Annotated in this window: 14 protein-coding genes; 3 read left to right on the top strand and 11 right to left on the bottom strand. The window is 73.0% G+C overall.

The annotated features are described in order from the left end of the window. Positions 1 to 35 precede the first annotated feature (35 nt). Together KV205_RS17035 and KV205_RS36435 are read right to left on the bottom strand one after the other, a co-directional pair. A complete protein-coding gene (locus KV205_RS17035; protein WP_265865219.1) occupies positions 36 to 749 on the bottom strand; it encodes a hypothetical protein in 714 nt (237 codons plus the stop codon). Next, the gene (locus KV205_RS36435) at positions 746 to 3,949 is read right to left on the bottom strand and encodes a CHAT domain-containing protein (RefSeq protein ID WP_265865218.1); all 3,204 of its coding nucleotides are present in this window, start codon (positions 3,947 to 3,949) and stop codon (positions 746 to 748) included. The genes KV205_RS17035 and KV205_RS36435 overlap by 4 nt, the downstream gene beginning before the upstream one ends. Positions 3,950 to 4,094: 145 nt before the next feature. Here KV205_RS36435 and KV205_RS17025 point away from each other — a divergent pair, with 145 nt between their 5' ends. Then, positions 4,095 to 5,228, top strand: coding sequence for a serine/threonine-protein kinase (locus KV205_RS17025; protein ID WP_265865217.1), 1,134 nt, complete (start codon positions 4,095 to 4,097; stop codon positions 5,226 to 5,228). Between the two features lie 66 nt (positions 5,229 to 5,294). Here the strand turns inward: KV205_RS17025 and KV205_RS17020 are convergent, their stop codons facing one another. The 3 genes from KV205_RS17020 to KV205_RS17010 form a co-directional block, all read right to left on the bottom strand. Further along, the gene (locus KV205_RS17020) at positions 5,295 to 5,576 is read right to left on the bottom strand and encodes a hypothetical protein (RefSeq protein ID WP_265865216.1); all 282 of its coding nucleotides are present in this window, start codon (positions 5,574 to 5,576) and stop codon (positions 5,295 to 5,297) included. A 115-nt stretch (positions 5,577 to 5,691) separates the two neighbouring features. After that, positions 5,692 to 6,711 carry a YdcF family protein gene (locus tag KV205_RS17015; RefSeq protein WP_265865215.1) on the bottom strand — a complete coding sequence of 340 codons (1,020 nt, stop codon included), beginning with the start codon at positions 6,709 to 6,711 and terminating at the stop codon, positions 5,692 to 5,694. A gap of 89 nt (positions 6,712 to 6,800) precedes the next feature. Next, the gene (locus KV205_RS17010; protein ID WP_265865214.1) at positions 6,801 to 7,643 is read right to left on the bottom strand and encodes a bifunctional 2-polyprenyl-6-hydroxyphenol methylase/3-demethylubiquinol 3-O-methyltransferase UbiG; all 843 of its coding nucleotides are present in this window, start codon (positions 7,641 to 7,643) and stop codon (positions 6,801 to 6,803) included. Positions 7,644 to 7,714: 71 nt separating this feature from the next. Between KV205_RS17010 and KV205_RS17005 the strand changes: the two genes are divergently transcribed. Beyond that, positions 7,715 to 9,607 carry a prolyl oligopeptidase family serine peptidase gene (locus KV205_RS17005; protein WP_265865213.1) on the top strand — a complete coding sequence of 631 codons (1,893 nt, stop codon included), beginning with the start codon at positions 7,715 to 7,717 and terminating at the stop codon, positions 9,605 to 9,607. A gap of 23 nt (positions 9,608 to 9,630) precedes the next feature. Next, positions 9,631 to 10,371 carry an SURF1 family protein gene (locus KV205_RS17000; RefSeq protein WP_265865212.1) on the top strand — a complete coding sequence of 247 codons (741 nt, stop codon included), beginning with the start codon at positions 9,631 to 9,633 and terminating at the stop codon, positions 10,369 to 10,371. 57 nt (positions 10,372 to 10,428) lie between these two features. On the opposite strand, the gene KV205_RS16995 is transcribed toward KV205_RS17000, so the two are convergent. From KV205_RS16995 to KV205_RS16970, 6 genes are all read right to left on the bottom strand, one after another. Next, the gene (locus KV205_RS16995; protein ID WP_265865211.1) at positions 10,429 to 11,619 is read right to left on the bottom strand and encodes a hypothetical protein; all 1,191 of its coding nucleotides are present in this window, start codon (positions 11,617 to 11,619) and stop codon (positions 10,429 to 10,431) included. After that, positions 11,616 to 12,299 carry a SigE family RNA polymerase sigma factor gene (locus KV205_RS16990; protein ID WP_265865210.1) on the bottom strand — a complete coding sequence of 228 codons (684 nt, stop codon included), beginning with the start codon at positions 12,297 to 12,299 and terminating at the stop codon, positions 11,616 to 11,618. The genes KV205_RS16995 and KV205_RS16990 overlap by 4 nt, the downstream gene beginning before the upstream one ends. Before the next feature lie 302 nt (positions 12,300 to 12,601). After that, the gene (locus KV205_RS16985; RefSeq protein ID WP_265865209.1) at positions 12,602 to 13,711 is read right to left on the bottom strand and encodes an aspartate-semialdehyde dehydrogenase; all 1,110 of its coding nucleotides are present in this window, start codon (positions 13,709 to 13,711) and stop codon (positions 12,602 to 12,604) included. Between the two features lie 49 nt (positions 13,712 to 13,760). Further along, a complete protein-coding gene (locus KV205_RS16980; protein ID WP_265865208.1) occupies positions 13,761 to 15,032 on the bottom strand; it encodes an aspartate kinase in 1,272 nt (423 codons plus the stop codon). 202 nt (positions 15,033 to 15,234) lie between these two features. Further along, positions 15,235 to 17,289 (bottom strand): tetratricopeptide repeat protein, encoded by a 2,055-nt coding sequence (locus KV205_RS16975; protein WP_265865207.1) that lies wholly within the window; start codon positions 17,287 to 17,289, stop codon positions 15,235 to 15,237. Further along, entirely contained in the window at positions 17,286 to 17,738 is a 453-nt protein-coding gene (locus KV205_RS16970; RefSeq protein ID WP_265865206.1) for a hypothetical protein, read from the bottom strand. The genes KV205_RS16975 and KV205_RS16970 overlap by 4 nt, the downstream gene beginning before the upstream one ends. Between the last annotated feature and the right edge of the window lie 16 nt (positions 17,739 to 17,754).

Below are 17,754 nucleotides of genomic sequence, written 5' to 3'. Positions count from 1 at the left end.
TCAAATCCCGCCACCCCGACAGCCGCAAGACCAGGTCAGGGGCCTGAGCCGAGACATCGTTGCAGGTTGATGGTCCGGAGGGCGGTGGGGAGGTCCGCGCGGTAGGGGATCAGGCCGAAGCGGCGGTGTCTGATGGTGGCGGCGACGGTGACGTGGGCCTGGACGGGGGCGCCGGCGGCGGCTTTGACGATCATCGTGAAGGTCTCGTCGCCGATGAGGGGGCGGCGGCCGGTCGCCTGGAGGCGCCACTCCGGGTCGCTGTCCCTTTCGCCCATTCCGATGACGGAGATGTCCTCACGGCCCTGGCCGGGGGTGAGCTCGAGGGTGGTCTCGACGATCGCGAGACTGGCGCTGAGCGCGATGGAGCCGGACCGTTCGACCGGGTGGGAGCGCTTCTTGGGGGAGATCGACCAGGCGATCGGCTGTCGGTCGGCCGGCTCGTCGGGGGACTCCAGGAGGACGCCCACTGCCGCGTCGGCGAACGGATCGCCGTTCCCCGGGGGACGGAACGCGCAGGTGAGGCTGAGGAGGAAGTAGGCGCTGTGCGGGGCTTCCGCCGTCAGGAAGCCGAGCCATTCCGCCTCGCCTCCGGCCGCCTCCTCCGGCGTCAGCGGATGGACGACGGCCGTGCTGAGCGACACCCGTCCCTCGATACGGGGCTGGGGAGCGGGTGACTGGAGCCGGTCCACGGCCACGAGGTCGATCTCGTGGAGCGGGGGCACGGGCAGGGGCAGTTCGAGAAGGGTCACGTGGCAGCTCCGTGGTTCGCGTTCGACTGGCGCCAGTCGCCGATGAAACAGAACGAGCCCCAGTCCCGGTATGCCGGGTGGCGGCCTCGGACGCCCGTCTGGGCGGCGCGGAAGGCGGCCCGCCGGTCCGGCGTCCGTGCGAGGTGCTCGTAAAGGGTCCCGAAGAAATCCGTGGCCACCTGGGGGTGGACCGGCCACAGGCAGCCGATGACGGCCGAGGCCCCGGCGGACAGGAAGGCGGCGGGCAGGCCGCGCAGGTTGTCGTTGACGTCGAAACGCCCCAGGGCGGACTCGCAGGAACTCATCGTCACGAGTTCGACGCCCCGCAGGTCCGCCCGGAGGATGTCGTGGGCGAAGACGCGACCGTCGTTGTCCGGGTCCGGCGACAGGAACAGGCACTGGTACCAGGAGGCCCACTCGTTGTGCGCGCCGTGCGCGGCCACGTGGACGTAGCGCGCCCCGGGGAGTTCGGCGAGGAGCCGTCGCGGTGTCGCCGCGGCCCCCAGCACGGCACGGCCGCCCATCGCCGCGGCGACCCGGGCGGCATGCGTCTCCAGGTCGTCCTGGGCGGGGAAACCGTGCGGGGCGCCTCCGGCGCCGGACGCGAAGGCGAGAAGTCCCCGCCCAGGGGCCCGCGGACCGCCGGGTGCGGGCGAACTGCCGGGTGCCGGCGACCGGAGGAAACCCAGGCTCGGCACCTGCGTGACGGTCCAGTCGTCGGCGAGCGGACGGCCGTCGACGTCGAGCAGGTGATAAGGGACGTAGTGCAAGGGGCCGTTGGGCCAGATGCAGAGATGGCGCTTCCCCTGGGCCCGCCAGTCGTCGAGGGCGGTGGTGAAGGCCGCCAGATGCGTGACGCCGTCCTGTCGGAGCCGCTCCTGCGCCTGACGGCCGACCTGGCGGTGCAGCGGGTCCGCGACGACGGCCTGCCGTAGCTCGGCGACGTGGAACGCCACCGGGTGGGCGGAGAGGGTGTGCCCCGCCTTCGTGAAGCGGATGAGCCCGGCTTCGAAATCGGAGAGGATCACGGTGTGGTGCCGCATGTCGTCGCGGGTCACCGCGAGGCCGGAGAGCGAGGCCACCGGCGCGTCGGAGCCGTCCCGGCGCGTGTGGGCGAGGAAGAGCGAGAGCAGCACCGTGTCCTCGGGCAGGAGCGCCTGCAGCTCGTCGGGGAACATCATCGGAATGCCGTCCGCGGGCGCCTCGGCCACGAGTTCCTGGCTGATCCACCGGTCCGCGGCGCGCTGTGCGTTGCGGCGCAGCGTCTGGGCGTCGCTGCCGGGCTCCGATTCGCCGGTGGCCACGTAGAAGAGCATGGCTTCCTCAGCGCCCGGGAGTTCGGGCTCGCCGAGCGGTTCAGGCGGGAACGATGGCGCCGACGACGGTGACAGCGACGGTGACTCGTCCGCGCGGATACGGGCGAGAAAGCGCGAGAGCCGTTCGGAGGGTGCGAACGGGCCGGGCCGTCCGGTGCGGAACGTGAAGTCGACGCCCTTGGCGGCCTGATGGATCGCCAGCATCAGACCGTACGAGAGGGTGGGGCCGCTCAGTGCGAGGACCAACTGCTGGTAGAGATCGCGCAGTTTCCAGCCGATGACCTCGTCGAACCCGCCCCGGAGCCATACGGAGGCGGGAATCAGCGCGGCCGCGGCCGCGCCGGCGTCGTTCGCGTCGGCCGCCTGCACGCTGCGCAGTGCGGCGTCGAGGCTGTTCAGCGCCAGATCGAGCTGGCCGCACAGCGCGTAGGAGGCGAGCGCGTCGGCGAAGTGGCGGGCGGCGAGGGCCTCCTGTCCCGCCGGGGTGCCGATGCCCGTCTCGTACGAGAGCGTCGCGTCCAGATAGTCCAGTGCGGGACCGCACCGTCGGCGCAGCTCCGGCGCCAGCTCCCGAGCCTCCGCCGTCAGAGCGCGGCCGAGGTGCTCCTCGCCGCTCCCGCGGGCATGTGCCGCCAGATGGACGAGGGTTGCCGCGCGCTCCTCGGGGGTCCAGCCCTCTTCCGCCGCGCGTTCGCGGATCAGGTCCGCGGCCTCCGCCACGCGGATCCGGCCCGCGAAACAGCCCAGGCGTTCGCCCGCGAGACAGTGCACTTCGCTGGCCCAGCGGCGCCGGCGGTACGCGTCCCCGGGCAGTTCGGGCAGCTCGCGGTCGGCGGCCTGGAGGAGCTGGAACTCCAGATCGGGCCGGCGGGCCTCCTCGGCGAGGGTGAGCGCCTCGGAGAGGACGCCCGCGGCCTCCTGCGCCCCCTGCCGGGCCCGGATGGCGGCCAACGGCAGCGGCAGCAGGTCCTGGAGGTCGGCGGGCAGCGAGAGCTCACCGAGCAGATGCAGGATCCTCAGCAGGTAGAGGAGGGTGAGCGGGTCCTTGACGGGATCCAGCAGGTCGAACGCCTCGCGGGCCAGGGCCCGGATCTCCTCGTCGTACGACTCCTGCCGAAGACCGGCGACCATGGTCAGAGCCTCGGCCAGCGCCTTGAGGACCCGCGCCCGTTCGTGCCCGCGCGACAGCTCGACGGCCTCGCGCAGATAGCCGACGCCTTCCTCGACCGCGGCCAGGGGAGGCGGCATCTCCGCGGTCTCCGACGGGAGGGAGTCGTCGGGGTGGACGGCACGGTGCCGGGCTCTGCGTTCACGCCACAGGGCGTACGCCGACTGGAAGGTCAGTCCCGCCATGCCTCCCAGATACGGCGTGACGCGCAGCAGACCCGCGGCGAACAGCGTCTCGGCGAGTTCGGCGACGTTCTCGGCGCGGCCGCCGTCGCGGAGAACGGCGATCTGTTCGTCCGCCACCGCGCAGGCCCGGCGGAACAGCAGCCCGTCCGCCACGTCCACCAGGGCGAGGCGTGCCGCCTCGACATAGGCGTCGGCCGCCCACCACCACGGCGTTCTCTGCCGGGCGCCCCAGCGGGACCGCGCGGCCTCCAGTACGAGGGTGAGCGCCGGCACCGCGTCGCCCGGCGTGCCGGCCCGGACGACGCGTAACGCCCCCAGCACGACCGAGCCCAGGGCGGCCTCCGAGAGTTCGAGGGCGGGGTCCCGCACGCGGCGCAGGGCCTCGTCCTCGGTCAGTACGCGCGACGTGAACCGGCGGGCGAGGTCGAGCAGGGCTTCGGCCTGGCGTCGAACCTCGGGGTTCTCGGGTTTTTCGGGGATCTCGGGCTGGGCCGGTCCCTCGTCCTCGGTCCCGCGGCGCGCGTCCGTCACGAATCCCCCCATTCGTCGGACACCCATCGTAGTGAAGGCGACCCCGAGCTTCCCTGACGGGCCGTGTCCCTTGATCCGGACGCGACGCAAGAGCCCTTCAAAACCCGCTCTACGATGGGGCGTCGAGAAGAAGGGTGGGTCTCAGGTGCTGGTCGCGGACCGATATCAGCTCCAAGTGTGTGTCGGGCGTGGCGGCATGGGTGAGGTGTGGCGGGCGACCGACGAGGTGCTCGGGCGCGATGTCGCCGTGAAGCTGATGCTGGGGCACGAGCACGATCCGTCGGCGGCCGAGCGGTTCCGGATGGAGGCGCAGACCGCGGCGCGGCTGAGCCATCCGCATGTGGTCGGCGTCTTCGACTTCGGGACCTGGGACGGCAAGCTGTTCCTCGTCATGGAGTTGGTGTCCGGCGACAGCCTGGCCGGCGACCGGGGCCGTTCGGTGGTGCTCGGGCCCGAGCAGGTGGCCACGGTGGCCGCGCACGCCGCCGCCGGGCTCGCCGCGGCGCACCGGCAGGGCGTGGTGCACCGCGACATCAAGCCGGGGAACCTGCTGATGGACGCCGACGGGACCGTGAAGCTCGCCGACTTCGGCATCGCCCGCTTCGTCGACGACCCCTCGGCCGGACTCACCACCACCGGCCAGATCGTCGGCACCGGCCTCTATCTCGCGCCCGAGCGGGCCCTCGGGCAGCCCGCCTCGCCCGCCTCGGACGTGTACTCGCTGGGCTGCGTGCTCTACCAACTGCTCACCGGACAGCCGCCGTTCCGCGCCGACACCGCGACCGCGCTGCTCTACCAGCACATCGACACCCCGCCGGCGCCGCCGCGGCAGCTCGGCGTGCCGATGCCGGCCGCCTTCGAGGCGTACCTGCTGTCGCTGCTCGCCAAGCAGCCGGAGCAGCGCCCCTCGGCGCAGGCCATCGCCGACTGGTTCACCTCGGGTTCGTGGCGCGACCAGCCGATGCCGCTGCCCCCGGCCGTACCGCAGCCCGTACCCCGTCCCGTACCGCACACGGCACCGCACACGGCACCGCACACGGCACCGCACACCGCACCGCGCGCGCCGCACCACGCACCGCAGGCCGCCCCGGCCCCGGCTCCCGGCCCGGCCGTGATGGCGCCGACACCGCCGCAGTCACGGACGTCCCGGCGCGCCCAGCCGCCCACCGAGAACGCGCTGGCGGCGATATCCCGGCGCAGACCGCGCAGAACCGCCGCCGTGGCCGGTGCGGTCGCCTTCGTCGTCTTCCTGCTGATCGGGATGGCCTGGCTCAGCTGAGCCAGGCCGGTCAGTCGGTCGGCCGGTCGGTCCGGCAGCGGCTCAGTAGATCAATAGATCAGGAGATCAGTAGATCCGCGGGGCCATCACATGGCCCTCCTGCTCCTCCGGGCCGAGCAGCAGGCAGCGCGGCACCCCCGGGCCGGGTGTGGCCCGGACGACGACCGGGGTCGGCGGCTCGGTCGGCAGCTCGATGTGGACCATGACCGGGCGGTCGTCCTGGCTCGTCGCGTGGCCCGTCTCCTTGCCGTCGACCAGGATCTCGACGACCGGGTGGTGTCCGGTCTGGACGGTGGCGCTGACCGAGTGGCCGCGGTAGTCGATGTGGAAGTGGTGCCGTGCTCTCATGACGTCGCCTCCGCGCGCCGGGCCGCCTGCCCTCCAGGGTAGGACTTCCAGGGTAGGACCTCCCGCGCTGTCTGACATGCGGTAGTACGTCGCCCATGGTCCGCTCGGCCGGTCCTCACCCCGTGAAGGCGAGGGCCAGGCCTCCCAGCAGGACCAGGGAGCCGCAGATTCCCAGGTTGACCGCCTTGTACTGGAGGAAGACCGCGGCGAACTCGCGGATGGTCGCGCTCGGCCAGAAGTACGCGGCGGTCGGCGAGCCCACCACCTGACCGTTCACCCCCGCCTTCCGGGCCATCAGGGCGGCCCGGAAGGCGTGGAAGTTGTTGGTGACGATCACGCACTCGGAGCCGGGGCGCTCCGCCTCCATCACGGCCTTGCTGAAGAGCATGTTCTCCTCGGTGGTGCGCGAGCGGTCCTCGCGCACGATCCGGTCGGCCGGGAAGCCGCGCTCCATCAGATAGTCGGCCATGGCGTGCGACTCGGGCAGCTGCTCGTCGGGGCCCTGACCGCCGGAGGTGATCAGGACCGGGGTGCGGTCCACCTCGCGGCGCCGGGCCAGCGTCTCGTACACCTCACGACCGCGCTCCAGCCGGCTGGCGAGCAGCGGCGGCACCCGGCGGCCGCCTATGAGCCCGGAGCCGAGGACGACGACGTAGTCGGCGTCGCGGCGGATGCGCATCCGGCCGTACAGGAAGGCGTAGCCGATGAAGCAGAGGAAGAGGAAGGAGACATAGCCGAGGATCATCAGGAGGGTGGCGACGACGATCCCGAGGGTCTGCGACCCGGTGGCGAAGGCGGCGGCCATCAGGCCCATGACGCCGAAGATGCCGAGCCCGGCGAGCAGCGAGAGCAGGTTGGCGGGGCGTCTGCCCTCCTTGCGGACCATCTTGACCCCGTTGGCGCACAGCAGCCCGGCGAGGGCCACCGGGCCGAGCGCGAGCACGAGCAGCCCGACCACCATGACCGTCTCGGCCACGCCGTGCGGCGCCTCGTCGATCCCGGCGAGCAGCCCGAGGCCGAGGAAGCTGACGGCGAGTCCGAGGTACACCGCGTTGCTGAAGCGCCGCCGGTCGCGCAGCACGCCGAGCCCGAAGAGCACGGCGAAGACGGCGGCGACCACGACGAATACGAACATGCGGACATCGTAGACACCGCGACCGACATCCCGCCGACAACTGGCCCCGCACGCAAGCCGGATGAGCACCGACGCGGGCGGGGCGCCGGTCAGGCCGCCGGCTTGGACGCCTTGATCGAGTACATCAGCGGGATACGGGGACGGTCCGCCGGGAAGCGGTAGTAACCGTCGTCGTGGCGCCTGAGGGTGCCGTAGCGCTCGAACAGCGTGACGTCGTGCTCGTGCAGGAACTCGATGCGCAGGCCCGCCTTGGCGATGGCGGTGACGACCTCGCCGATCGGGTGCTGCCACTCCACGCTGCGGTTGTGGACGGTCTCGATCTCGGTCTCGATGTCCGTGTAGGTGCCGGGGGTGGTGTCCACCCACACGTCGCTGGTGAAGTAGTCGTTGATCACCCGCGAGCCGGTCTCGTCGTCGAAGACGTCGATGAGCGGATGGAACTCGGCGAGGTAGAGGAAGCCGCCGGGGGCCACCAGGGCCGCGGCGGTCTCGGCCCAGCGGTCGATGTCGGGGAGCCAGCACAGCGCCCCGCCACCGGTGTAGACGATGTCGTACGCGGAGTCGGGCACGGCCCCGGCCGCGTCGTAGGCGTCGGCGGCGACGAACGCCGCCCGGTCCGGGCCCAGGCCGAGGTCGGCCGCGAGGGTGCAGGCGGTCTCGACGGCGGGCTCGGAGAAGTCGAGGCCGACGACGCGGGAGGCGCCGTGGCGGGCCCAGGACAGGGTGTCCTGGCCCATGTGGCACTGCAGGTGCAGCAGGCTGCGGCCGGTGACGTCGCCGACCTCGGCGAGCTCGAAGTCGCGCAGGGGGTCCTTGCCGGCCCGGAAATCAGCGAGGCCGTAGAACTCGCTGGCGGCGTGCAGCGGGACGCGCTCGTCCCAGCGGGCCCGGTTGGCCTCGTACCAGTCCTCGGGCGGCTGTGATGCGTACATGTCCGCGAGGTTATCCACAGGTTCGTGGGCGGGGCGAACGGTTTGTCGGTCGCGCGGAGCATCATGGCTGCATGACGGAGATCAAGGACGAGAACAAGGCCGGGAACAAGGCCGGGGACAAGGCCGGCGGCAAGGCCGGCGGCAAGGCCGACGTCGAGGACAACGGCACCGCGGTGCCGCTCTGGGAGCAGCGGTTCCGGGCGCCGCGGGTGTCGCTGCCCGAGTGGGCGGAGGAGGCCCCGGACCGTTCGCTGTTCGTGTCGAACGCGACGGGGACCTTCGAGCTGTACGCGTGGGACCGGGCGACCGGCGGGCAGCGGCAGGTCACCGACCGGCCGAACGGGACGACGGACGGCACGCTCAGCCCGGACGGGCGGTGGGTCTGGTGGTTCGCGGACACCGACGGCGACGAGTTCGGCGTGTGGATGCGGCAGCCGTTCGGCGGCGGTGCGGACGAGGAGGCCGTGCCGGGGCTCGCCGCCTCCTATCCGGCGGGGCTGGCGCTCGGCCGGGACGGCACGGTCGTGGTGGGCCGGTCCACGGACGAGGACGGTTCGACCGTGCATCTCGTCCGCCCCGGCGCCGACGGGCCGGTGGAGATCTACCGGCACCGGGAGTCGGCCGGGGTCGGCGACCTGTCGCACGACGCGACCCTGGTGGCGGTCGAGCACACCGAGCACGGGGACGCGATGCACTCGGCGATCCGGGTGCTGCGGGCCGCGGACGCCTCGGTGGTGGCGGAGCTCGACGACACCAAGGGCGGTACGGAGGAGCTGGGCCTGAGCGTCCTCGGCTTCGCGCCGCTGGCCGGGGACACCCGGCTGCTCGTGGGGCACCAGCGGCGCGGCCGCTGGGAGCCGATGCTGTGGGACGTGGCCACGGGCGCGGAGACCGATCTGCGGCTCGACCTGCCGGGCGACGTGTCGGCGGAGTGGTATCCGGACGGCTCGGGGCTGCTGATCGTGCACGGCTTCGAGGCCCGCAGCGAGCTGTGGCGGTACGAGATCGGCACCGGCGCCCTGGTCCGGGTGGACACCCCGGCCGGGTCGGTGTCGAGCGCGACGGCCCGCCCGGACGGCTCGGTGGAGTACCTGTGGTCCTCGGCCGCCCAGCCGCCGGTCGTGCGCTCCACGGACGGCTCGGTGGTCCTGGACCCTCCGGGGCAGAAGGCGCCGCCGTCGGTGCCGGTGGAGGACGTGTGGGTGGAGGGCCCCGGGGGCCGGGTCCACGCGCTGGTGCAGCGTCCGGCGGAGGGCGAGGGCCCGTTCCCGACCGTGTTCGAGGTGCACGGCGGCCCGACCTGGCACGACAGCGACGCCTTCGCGTCCGGTCCCGCGGCCTGGGTCGACCACGGGTACGCGGTGGTGCGGGTGAACTACCGCGGCTCCACCGGCTACGGCCGGGAGTGGACGGACGCGCTGAAGCACCGGGTCGGGCTCATCGAGCTGGAGGACATCGCCGCGGTCCGCACCTGGGCCGTCGACAGCGGCCTCGCCGACCCGGAGCGGCTCGTCCTCGCCGGCGGCTCGTGGGGCGGCTATCTGACCCTGCTCGGCCTCGGCACCCAGCCGGACGCCTGGGCGGTCGGGCTCGCCGCGGTGCCCGTCGCGGATTACGTGACGGCCTACGAGGACGAGATGGAGGCCCTGAAGGCGCTCGACCGCACGCTGCTCGGCGGCTCGCCCGAGGAGGTGCCCGAGCGGTACGCGGCCTCGTCGCCGCTGACCTATGTGGACGCGGTGACGGCCCCGGTGCACATCTCCGCCGGCGTCAACGACCCGCGCTGCCCGATCCGCCAGATCGACAACTACGTGGACCGGCTGGCGGCCCGCGGCGCGGTGCACGAGGTGTACCGGTACGACGCGGGCCACGGCTCGCTGGTGGTGGACGAGCGGATCAAGCAGGTCGCCCTTGACCTGGACTTCGCGGCCCGCCACTTGGGGACCCGGAAGGAGGTGGGCTGAACGGCCTTGCGTACCGTGGGGGTGTGTACCGGTTCCTGAGAACGCCCCGCTGGTGGGGGATCAACGTCTTCGTCCTGCTGGCGATCCCGTTCTGCCTGTTCATGGGGACCTGGCAGATGGGGAAGTTCGAGGACCGTGTCGCGTCGCACGAACAGGCGGAGCGGCGGCCCGACCCGTCGACCCAGGCGCCCGAGGCGCTGGACACCCTGCTGCCGGTGGACAAGGAGACCTCGGGGCGGGTCGCCCGGGCCAGCGGGCGGTACGGCGAGCAGTTCCTGGTCCCGGACCGGGAGCTGGACGGGCGCTCCGGCGCGTACGTGCTGACCCTGCTGAAGACCGACGGCGGCCGGGCGCTGCCGGTGGTACGGGGCTGGCTGCCGTCCGGCGCGAAGGCGCCGGCCCCGCCGTCCGGCGAGGTCACCGTGACGGGCGCGCTGCAGGCCTCGGAGAGCCAGGGCACCAAGGGCGTCCGCACGGCCGGCGGGCTGCCGCAGGGCCAGCTCGGCATGATCAGCGCGGCGTCCCTGGTGAACGTGGTGTCGGACGACGTCTACGACGCCTGGATCACCCTGACCGAGTCGCCCTCCGGCCTCACCCCGGTTCCGGCCCAGGCGGCCGCGGGCACCGGCCTGGACATGAAGGCCTTCCAGAACCTGGGCTACACGGCCGAGTGGTTCGTGTTCGCCGGCTTCGTGGTCTTCATGTGGTTCCGCCTGCTCCGCCGGGAGGCCGAGGCCTCCCGGGACGCCGCCCTGGGCCTGTAGGTCCCCGGGGCCCCAGGCCACGGGCCAAGGCCCCGCGCCCGGCCGGGGCCCCGGTCCTCAGGACGCGTCCAGGACTCCCGTGCGGTAGATCGTGCCGGCGCAGGCGTTGGGGATGGTGGCCGCGGCGACCGGGCCGCCGGGGTCGGCGGTGTGGGTGACCTCGACGCTGCCGTCGGACGGGGTGCCGTCGGTGCCGAGCTGAGGTGCCACCGCGTTGTCCGCCGCTCCCGTGCCCGTGGAGCCGCCGGTCGTGCCCGCGCCCCCCGAGGTGGAGCCGCCCGTCGACGGGGTGGGGGTGGGCGTCGGCGTGGTGCCGGTGGTGGGGCAGGTCTCGCTGGGCACCCAGGCGAACCGCACCTCGTACGCGTTGTCCGGGGTCAGCAGCAGCTGGGGCGCCTCCTGCGAGGGGTCGGGCAGACCGCTCGCCGCGTCCCCGCTGGTGTGCTCGACGACCGCGATCTTCGCGCCGTCGGCCGCGCCGCGGGCGGCGAAGCCGACCTGGCCGGCGCCGCCGACCACACAGTCGCTGGCGGAGACGTTGGCGATGCGGAAGGTGCCGTAGACCTTGCCGGTGGCGTCGGGCGCGCCCGTCTGGACCGAGCTGACGCCCAGCTGCCCGGCCGCGCAGACCGGCTGGGTCGGCGGGGCACCGGTCGGCGTGCCGGCCGGGTCGGTGCCGGTGCCCGGGTTCTGCGCCGAGGCGCTCGGCTTCCCGCTGGTGCCGTCGGCCTCGCCCGGCTTCGGCGCGGCGGTGCCGGGCAGCGGGGCGGCGGTGTGCTGCCCGCCCTCGATGCCGGTCTCGGTGCCCGTGCCGCCCTGGGCCTGCTCGCCGTGCCCGGCGTTGATCGCGTTGTCGGCGGTGATCCCGTCCGAGGAGGCGACGTGCACCAGGGCCGGGACGGCCGTACCGACGAGGACGACCGCGGCGGCCATGCCGACCAGCGCCTGCCGCTTGCGGGCCCGCCGGGCGGGCACGGCGCGGCGCAGGTGGTCGAGCGCGCCCTCGGTGGGTTCGAGACCGGCCACCGCGCCCTGGAGCAGCCGCCGCAGCGCCAGCTCGTCGGGCGTGCCGTTGTCCGGCGCTTCGTTCACCATCCCGCGTCCACTCAGGTCGTCCCGGTCACCGTGCTCGTCGTGCTGCCCGCGCCACTGCGCGCGGGCCTGCCGCGCCGCGGCGCGCCTCTCCGCGGCACCGTCACGGGCACCCTCCCGGGTGCCGTCACCGGCGCCGTCCAGCGGCCCGCTCATGACGTGGCCTCCATGGCGACGCGCAGCGCCGCGATGCCGCGGGAGCCGTACGCCTTGACGGAGCCCAGGGAGATCCCGAGGGTCTCCGCGACCTGAGCCTCCGTCATGTCCGCGAAGTATCTCAGCACCAGGACCTCGCGCTGCCGCCGCTGGAGTCCGCGCATCGCCTTGATCAGCGCATCCCGCTCCAGCTGGTCGTAGGCGCCCTCCTCCGCGCTCGCCATGTCGGGCATGGGCTTGGAGAGCAGCTTGAGGCCGAGGATGCGCCGGCGCAGCGCGGAGCGCGAGAGGTTGACGACCGTCTGCCGCAGATAGGCCAGGGTCTTCTCGGGGTCGCGCACCCGGCTGCGCGCCGAGTGCACCCGGATGAAGGCCTCCTGGACGACGTCCTCGCAGGAGGCGGTGTCGTCGAGGAGCAGCGCGGCGAGACCCAGGAGCGAGCGGTAGTGCGCGCGGTAGGTCTCGGTGAGGTGGTCGACGGTGGTGCCGGCAGCCATCGTGTCGTCAGCGCCCTCGCGGGGCGCCGGAATACCGCTGATGGTGGCCGGCCGGCCGGTCCTGATGGGCATCGGCGCGATCACCGGCATGCCGCCGGCCGGGCGCGGCCGCCGGAGCGGGCGCACCGCGACCGCTGCGCTGCGCAGCGGGATGACCGCTGCGATGTCGAGTACCTCTGCCACGCCTGTTGGACACGCTTCCCCCCGTCAGGGTTGTACGCGTACGGCACCGTTTTTGGCGGTGCGCCATTCGCCCTCATGCGTACCCGTTCTCCCCCGATGCCCCATTGTGCGACGTGCTCCGTGGCACATGGTTCGGGTGCACGCGAAGACGCTCCCGCCCGACCACCGGTTGCAGAGGGAGGGAACAGCATCGTCGTCCAGGACATCTGACCTGATCAAGAGGCATCCGACGCCGATTTGCTCACAAGGCGTTCACAGATCCTACAAAGTTGATCGACACGGGGAGGCCGATTTTCGGACACTCACCGGCAGAGGCCTTCACCGGCCGGAGTGCCTGAGGGGCGGCCGGACAGCTCGGCCGCGATGTGCTCGGCGATCTGTACGGCGTTCAGGGCGGCGCCCTTGCGGAGGTTGTCGGCGCAGGCGAAGAACTCCAGGGCCCGCTCGTCGTCGGGGCTCCGGCGCACCCGCCCCACCCACGTGGGGTCGGTGCCCACGACGTCGGCCGGCGTCGGGTAGTCGCCGGCGGCGGGGTCGTCGTACAGCACCACTCCCGGCGAGGTGGCCAGGATCTCGTGCGCGCGCTCCACCGTCACCGGCCGCTCGAAGCGGGCGTGCACGGAGGCGGAGTGCCCGGTGACGACCGGCACCCGGACGCAGGTGGCGGTGACCCGCAGCCGCGGCAGGTCCAGGATCTTGCGGATCTCCTCGCGGACGGCCAGCTCCTCGGAGGACCAGCCGTCGGCGGCGGGCGTGCCCGACCAGGGCAGCACGTTCAGGGCGAGCGGCCCGGGGAAGGGGCCGGTGTGGTCGCCGACGGCCCGCCGGACGTCCCCGGGGTGCTTGCCGAGCTCGCTGCCGGTGACCAGGGCCAGCTGCTCGCGCAGCGCGCCCGTACCGGCCCTGCCCGCACCGCTGGCGGCCTGCTGGACCGTCACGACGAGCTCGTCGAGTCCGTACTCGGCGTGCAGCGCGCCCGCGGCGACGGCCAGGGTGAGGGTCGCGCAGCCGGGGCTGGCGACGATGCCGCGCGGGCGCACCCGGGCGGCGTGCGCGTTGATCTCGGGGACCACGAGCGGCACGTCGGAGTCGCCCCGGAAGGCGGCGGAGGTGTCCACGACCACCGCGCCCTTGGCGGCGGCGATCGGCGCCCAGCGGGCCGCGACGGCCTCGGGCACCAGGAAGAGCGCGAGGTCGACGCCCGCCAGGTGCTCCTCGTGCGCCTCGCTCAGCGCGAGGACCTCGCACTCCTCCCCTCGTACGGTCAGCCTGCGGCCGGCCGTACGAGGGGAGGCGAGCAGCCGGATCTCGCCCCAGACGTCCGCGTGGTGCGACAGCGTCCGGAGCAGCACGGAGCCGACCGCCCCGGTCGCTCCCACGACCGCGAGCGTCGGCTTGCCGGTGCCGGGCATGCCCGATGTACCCGTGCCCGATGTACCCGACGTACCTACCGGGGGCACGTCACCGGCCGGTGCCGCCGTAGACGACGGCCTCGTCGGAGTCGGAGTCCAGACCGAAGGCGGTGTGCACGGCGGTCACGGCCTCGTTGACGTCGTCGGCGCGGGTCACGACCGAGATGCGGATCTCGGAGGTGGAGATCAGCTCGATGTTGACGCCCGCGTCGGACAGCGCGCGGAAGAAGTCCGCGGTGACGCCCGGGTTGGTCTTCATGCCGGCGCCGACCAGGGAGATCTTGCCGATCTGGTCGTCGTAGCGCAGCGAGTCGAAGCCGATCGTGGCCTTCGTCTTCTCCAGGGCGTCGATGGCCTTGCGGCCCTCGGCCTTGGGGAGCGTGAAGGAGATGTCCGTCAGGCCGGTGGAGGCCGCGGACACGTTCTGCACGATCATGTCGATGTTGATCTCGGCGTCCGCGACGGCCCGGAAGATGGCGGCGGCCTCGCCCGGCTTGTCCGGCACGCCGACGACCGTGATCTTGGCCTCGGAGGTGTCGTGCGCGACACCGGAGATGATGGCCTGCTCCACCTTCGGATCCCCTGTCGGTTCGTTGCTGACCCACGTGCCCTGCAGCCCCGAGAAGGAGGAGCGGACGTGGATCGGGATGTTGTAGCGGCGTGCGTACTCGACGCACCGGTGCAGCAGCACCTTGGAGCCGGAGGCGGCGAGCTCCAGCATGTCCTCGAAGGAGATCCAGTCGATCTTCTTCGCCTTCTTCACCACGCGCGGGTCGGCGGTGAAGACGCCGTCGACGTCCGTGTAGATCTCGCAGACCTCGGCGTCGAGCGCGGCGGCCAGGGCGACGGCGGTCGTGTCCGAGCCGCCGCGGCCCAGGGTGGTGATGTCCTTCTTGTCGGCGGACACGCCCTGGAAGCCGGCCACGATGGCGATGTTGCCCTCGTCGAGCGCGGTACGGATCCGGCCCGGCGTGACATCGATGATGCGCGCTTTGTTGTGGACCGAGTCGGTGATGACACCGGCCTGGCTGCCCGTGAACGACTGGGCCTCGTGGCCCAGGTTTTTGATCGCCATGGCCAGCAGGGCCATGGAGATCCGCTCTCCGGCGGTCAGCAGCATGTCGAACTCACGGCCGGCCGGCATCGGGGATACCTGCTCGGCGAGATCGATCAACTCGTCCGTCGTGTCGCCCATCGCGGAGACCACGACGACCACCTGGTGGCCGTTCTTCTTGGCTTCCACGATTCGCTTGGCGACGCGCTTGATGCCTTCGGCATCGGCAACGGAGGAGCCTCCGTACTTCTGCACGACAAGGCCCACGTGCGCTCCTCGCTCAGTCTCTGCCGCAGTGAACACTGCGGTCGGCGTCAGTTTAACGAGCGGGCCGGAATCGCCGACCGTATATCACATCCTGAGATGCGATGCTCGGTACGTGATCATGCGCGCGTTGCTCCGGTGGCTCGGCCCGCCCTGGCCACCGCCTTCCCGGGCGGCCGGGATGTACGCGGGCGTGTGGGCCGTCTCACATTTCGGTACCGCTCAAGGGCCGGTACCCCGGGCCCGGCCGCGCGGTGTGCCGTACGTGGACCGTGAACGGATGGTCCTCGCCGAGCAGGCGCAGGCTGTCCGCGAGAACAGCGTCGTAACCGGCGGCCGCCCGCTCCGTCCGCCCCACCTCGACGTACAGATGCACCAGGTTGAGCCGGGAGGTGAGCGTGTCGGAGTGCCCTGGCCCCAGGAGCCGCACCCGCTCGGCGAGCGTCCCCTCGTGCACGGCGATCGCCTCCTCCGCACGCCCGGCGACCTGATACGCCACCCCCAGGTTGTTCCGTACCCGCAGGGTGTCCCGATGGGCAGCCCCGAGCAGGCGCTCCAGACCGGCCAACGCCCCTTCGAGCAGCCTCACGGCGCCCTCGGTGTCGCCGAGATGGCGCACGGTGACCCCGAGCCGCGCCCGCGCCAGATGCGTCTCGGCCCGCTCCTCCCCGAGCAGCCGGGTGAGATCGTCGACGACCTGTTCCTGCGCCCACGCCGCCGCGGCCGGCTCATTCGTCCGCGCCCAGCACTCGGCGACGCCCTCCCGGGCGAGCACGGTCAGCGGGTCGTCCGCGCCGAGGACCCGCTCACGGGCGCGGACAGCCCTCTCGAACCACTCCTCCGCCAGGTCCCAGTCCCCCGTGTCGAGCAGCCGCCACGCCGCACGCGCGATCAGTTCCGCCGTCTGCGCGGTGTCCACGGACGCGTCCGCCTGCTGGGCATAGGTGTCGACGTGCGGGAAGAGCAGCTGCCAGGCCCGCCACCCCACCGGGTCGTCCAGATGCTCCGGCAGTACGGCGAGCAGCGCCTCCTCCGCCGTCCGCCGGGCCGCGTCGATGTCCGCCGCCCGCCGGTGCGGATCATCCGCGTCCGGCGTGCGCGCCAGCGCCTGGACCAGCCGGTGTACGGACACGGTGCCGTCGTCGTGGACGGTGAGCATGCTGTGCCGGGCGAGCAGCCCGAGCGCGCCGCGTACGGCGAAGGGCGCGGCGATCCGGTCGAGCAGCGCGCGCGGGATCCGGTCCGGCGCCCACCAGGCGAGGACCCGCAGGAGGGTGCCGGTCAGCGGATCGGCCTCGGCCAGCCGGTCGAGCGTCAGCCGCCAGGTCCAGGCGACGGTCGCCGCGCCGTCGGTGCCCCCGCCGCCCTGCGGTCCGCCGCCGATCCGGAGGGCGTACACCTCCCCCGCGTACGAGGAGAGCTGCTCCAGGTACTCGACGGGGCTCGTGCCGGTCTGTCCGCAGAACGCGGCGGCCTGGTCGATCGCCAGCGGCAACTGCCCGAGCACGGCGCACAGTCGGTGCACTCCGGTGGTGTCCCGGGGGCCGGTGTGGGTGAGGATCCGGGTGAACATCTCGACGGCCTCGTGCGGGGCCGGCACGTCCAGGGTCAGGACGCGGGCGATGCCGTGCCAGCCGCCGGTCTGCCGGGTGGTGACGAGGATCCGGCCGCGCCGGACCCGGTCGAGCAGCGGCGCGAGGTCCTCGGGCGCGGAGACGTTGTCGAGGACGAGCAGCCAGTCGTCATGCCCGGACAGCCACTGCAGGGCCCGCTCACGCAGGGCTTCCGGCGGCAGTACGTCGATGAGCGCGGGCTGCAGCGCGGCGCCGAGGCCCGCCAGACCGGCGTCCAGATCGGCGCGGCTCTCCGCGGTGATCCACCAGACGAGCGCGGGCGGTTCATGGCCTGCTGAACTCCGGCTGTCTGTCCGGCCCTCTGTCCGGCTCTCCGCCCAGCGCGCGGCGAGGGTGGACTTGCCGACGCCGCCGAGCCCGCAGATCACGAGCAGGTCGGAGCCCGCCGCGAAGCCCTCGTCCAGCCGCTCCAACTCCTCCCGGCGGCCGACGAAATGGGCGCTGCGGCGCGGCACGTTGACCAGGGGGTGGGTCGCCGAGGCCGCGTTCAGGGCCTCCGGCGGGAGGAGCGTGGCGTGTTCGACCTGGGTGACGTGGTCGCCGGTGGTGACCCGCTCGATGTTCCCGCCCGCCGCGACCGAACGCTCACCCCCGGCCTCGACGTCTCCCGCCTTACGTCCCCTCATGCGTCCCCCGTGGACACGCTGCCGATGTCACCGCCGGCGGCCACGGAACGGTCGCCGGAGGCGGTGACGGGACCCGCAACGGGGTTGCCGGGAGCTGGAGTTCCGCCGGACGCGGGCGGCGTGGGCGCCGGTCCTGCCGTCGCCCCGTCCCCCGTGGCCACCGCCCCGATGTTCCCGCCCGCCGCGACCGACCGTTCACCGGCGGCCGTCACGCCGGTCGCTGCCGCGCCGCCGCTGCCGCCGCCCCTGAGGGACCACAGCGACAGGCCGAGCCCGGCGGCGGCGAGCACCGCGCCGGCCACGCTCGCGATCTGATCGGCCTTCCCGAGGTCGGCCACGGCCACCGCGACCAGGGCCGCGACCCCGATGACCCCGATCCCGATCCCCGCCCACCAAAGGGCCTTCGACCGACCGTCCGACCGGCTGCCCGACACTCCGCTCCCCGTCATGAACACATGATTGCAG

It is taken from the genome of Streptomyces sp. SKN60 (assembly GCF_026236535.1).
Lineage (GTDB): Bacteria > Actinomycetota > Actinomycetes > Streptomycetales > Streptomycetaceae > Streptomyces.
Note: the sequence above shows the minus strand (reverse complement) of the source record. Positions and strands in the feature narration are given on the sequence as shown.